2 protein-coding genes are annotated in these 3,102 nt (G+C 34.5%); one reads left to right on the top strand and one right to left on the bottom strand.

The genetic code is table 11. The features are described from left to right. On the bottom strand, positions 1-1,201 hold a 1,201-nt coding region (locus tag AC1DJR_RS23660), incomplete at its 3' end, for a M9 family metallopeptidase N-terminal domain-containing protein (RefSeq protein ID WP_477003646.1). 226 nt (positions 1,202-1,427) lie between these two features. Here AC1DJR_RS23660 and opuD point away from each other — a divergent pair. Continuing rightward, the gene (opuD, locus tag AC1DJR_RS23655; RefSeq protein ID WP_113734799.1) at positions 1,428-2,978 is read left to right on the top strand and encodes a glycine betaine transporter OpuD; all 1,551 of its coding nucleotides are present in this window, start codon (positions 1,428-1,430) and stop codon (positions 2,976-2,978) included. Positions 2,979-3,102: the final 124 nt, after the last annotated feature.

Raw genomic sequence — 3,102 nt, 5'->3', positions numbered from 1 at the left:
CAATAGATCCATCATCGAATGTATACGTTTTTGGTAAGTATTGCTCTTTTCCTTCCTTACGTATCTTCTCTAAATCTAYCGTATTCCCGCTATAATCTTTCCCRTTATAGTTTGTTGTAATTTGTTCTACTGCAACAAAATACGRYTCACTTAAACGYGGRTACATATGCATTGCCTGTGTAACAACCTCTAATCCTTTATTTGGATTACTATGAAACTTACCTAAACGACTAGCAAAATAAATTCCATTATTAACGAGCCACTTATTTTCTGGCGTTACTTCATTTAAAAGAGCAATACGATTTATTTCATTAATAAACCCATCTACTTTTCCATACCACATCGTTTCATTCGCTTCTTTACGAGCCTCATTTAAGTAAGACTGTATATCATAATCAATGCCTTGCATCATATCGTATACAGCTTGTCCTTTCATACGATCGTCTACATATGCATTAAAATTATCATTATATTGTTTTAAAATATTCGATGCGTATTGCACTGTTTCAACATCACTTGATGCATTACTAATTAATTTTCCGTATGCAGATACGACTGTATCTTGCTCATTTGTTCCAAGCTTAAAGTTGGGATTTTTCGCAATAGCTTTTAACGCTGGTAAACATTTGTCCTGGAAGCTTCTTTCATTTAAGTCGCTTAATTCATTATTATAAAATGCAAGATAAAAAGCTGAACGTAACACTTCAGTAAACGTTTGAATGCCTTTTGAATCATCTTTCGTAAATGTACTACCTCTATGAGCTAATTCGTCTATAATTACTTGCATTTTTCCGTTATCTTTATAAAAGACTTTTGCATCTTCATTAAACTGGAATAAGTCTGTAATTTGGTGCCACTTAATACTGCCTAACGTTTCAATTAATTCTTGATCATTCATTTTGTTTAAATCAGCCATTGAATAGCTTTCTTTAGCTTGCTTTACTGCCGAGTTCTTCGTAATAGATGCTGGTCGCTGTGAAAAATCTCCTACTTTTAAACGTTCTTGAAATGATAATGTTTCCTCGGCTTTAGAAGCGTGTCCGATCTCATCTACTGGTTTTTCAATTCCAACTGGTTTCGAATGCAATACATTATACGGTACCTTTTCTTCTGCTGATACATTCGTTTGAATTGCTCCGAGCGATAGCGCCATTGTACTAATACTAAGCATCACTTTATTAAACTTCGATTTCTTGTTCATATCATTGCCCCCTATTTAAATATTCCATTTACGAAATTAACATATTATCTAGATAAAATGATGTAAAATGCAATATTTCATATGATTTCTTCCTACATTTTGACCATATCGTGAACAAGATTTTCCTTATACACAGCTATCATAAAAAATGAATTTTTTGACAATTATTAGATTTATTGTTATGATTAATATAATTGTTAACTTTATTAAATAAAGGTGGGATTCTATGATAAAAAAAGAAAACAGTGTATTCTATATCTCCATCTTGCTTACAACCTTATTTATTATATGGGGTGTAATTCCAGCAGGCTGGATACAAGGCTATGATTTACAAAGCGTTACTTCTTCCTTAAACTCATTTATCCTCAATAAGTTTGGTTGGTTTTACTCTCTACTTATGACCACAATGATTTTTTTAGCTGGTTATTTAGCATTTTCAAAATATGGATCCATTCGTCTTGGTAAAGATGATGAAAAACCGAAATATAGTTACCTCTCTTGGCTTTCCATGTTATTTGGAGCAGGAATGGGAATCGGACTTCTCTTTTATGGAATTACTGAACCCATTTCACACTTTGGGGCACCGCTTACTGGCGAACCTGGAACTGAGGAAAGCGCTAAACTTGCTATGCAATATTCATTTTTCCACTGGGGCCTCTTCCCTTGGTCACTTTATGCAATGGTTGCTCTAACAATTGCATATTTTACATTCCGAAAACAAAAAGGTAGTACAATTGGTGCTACAGTTACTCCATTATTTAATCGATCGAAAAATTCTCCTATTGGAAAAACAGTCGATATTTTAGCTGTTTTAGCAACTGTATTTGGGATTGTACCTTCTGTCGGAATCGGTGCACAACAAATCGCTGGAGGATTAAGCTATTTATTCCCTTCTATCAATAATACAATTGGTACACAACTCGTACTTATTGCCATTTTCACTGTACTCTATTTAACAAGTGCACAAACTGGCTTAGATCGTGGGATTAAATATTTGAGTAACTTAAACTTCTCCCTCGCCGGAATATTACTCGTTTCCTTTTTAATTTTAGGACCAACTGTCTTTATCATGAAGTATTTTACTTCTACACTAGGTTCTTATATTGGAGCACTACCAAGCATGGGATTAAATTTAGGTGCTTTTAGTAAAGAATCTTCTTCTTGGATTGAAAATTGGACTATTTTCTACTGGGGTTGGTGGATCTCTTGGTCTCCATTCGTCGGTACTTTCATTGCTCGTGTGTCTCGCGGACGTACAATTCGTGAATTTATTATCGGCGTCGTATTAATCCCAACATTCATTTGTACATTTTGGTTCGCTGTCTTTGGTGGTACAGCTATTCATATGGAAATGTTCCAATCACTTGGAATCGCTGATGAAATCGCGAAAAATGGTACTGAAATTGGGCTATTCGCTGTCATTTCACACTTACCATTCTCAACTTTCTTAACCATTATCGGCTTAATTTTAGTTGCGACATTTTTCGTTACTTCTGCTGATTCTGCAACATTTGTTGTTGCTATGCAAACGAGTAACGGAAGCTTATCACCGAAAAATAGTTTAAAACTTATATGGGGATTAACAATCGCGATAATTGCCGCTATTTTATTACAGGCAGGTGGATTGAATGCACTACAAATCGCAGCTATAATTGCTGCGCTACCATTTTCTATTGTAGTCATTCTGATGGTCACCTCGCTCTTTAAAGAGTTGCGAAAAGAAGATGTTAATTCGCAAACGAAAGAAGTTCCGCAAAAAATAAAAAAGGTTATGTAACAATTGGCACCTCAAATTACTTCTGAATCCGTAATGACTGAGGGGAAAAAGTAAATTAATAAAACCCATTCGTATGAAAGTTATATTTCATACGAATGGGTTTTTTACTCTCTCTCATACAAAA

The organism is Bacillus sp. 05T31 (assembly GCF_056396725.1).
The sequence above is the reverse complement of the archived record's forward strand: the minus strand, read 5'-3'. Positions and strand labels throughout refer to the sequence as shown.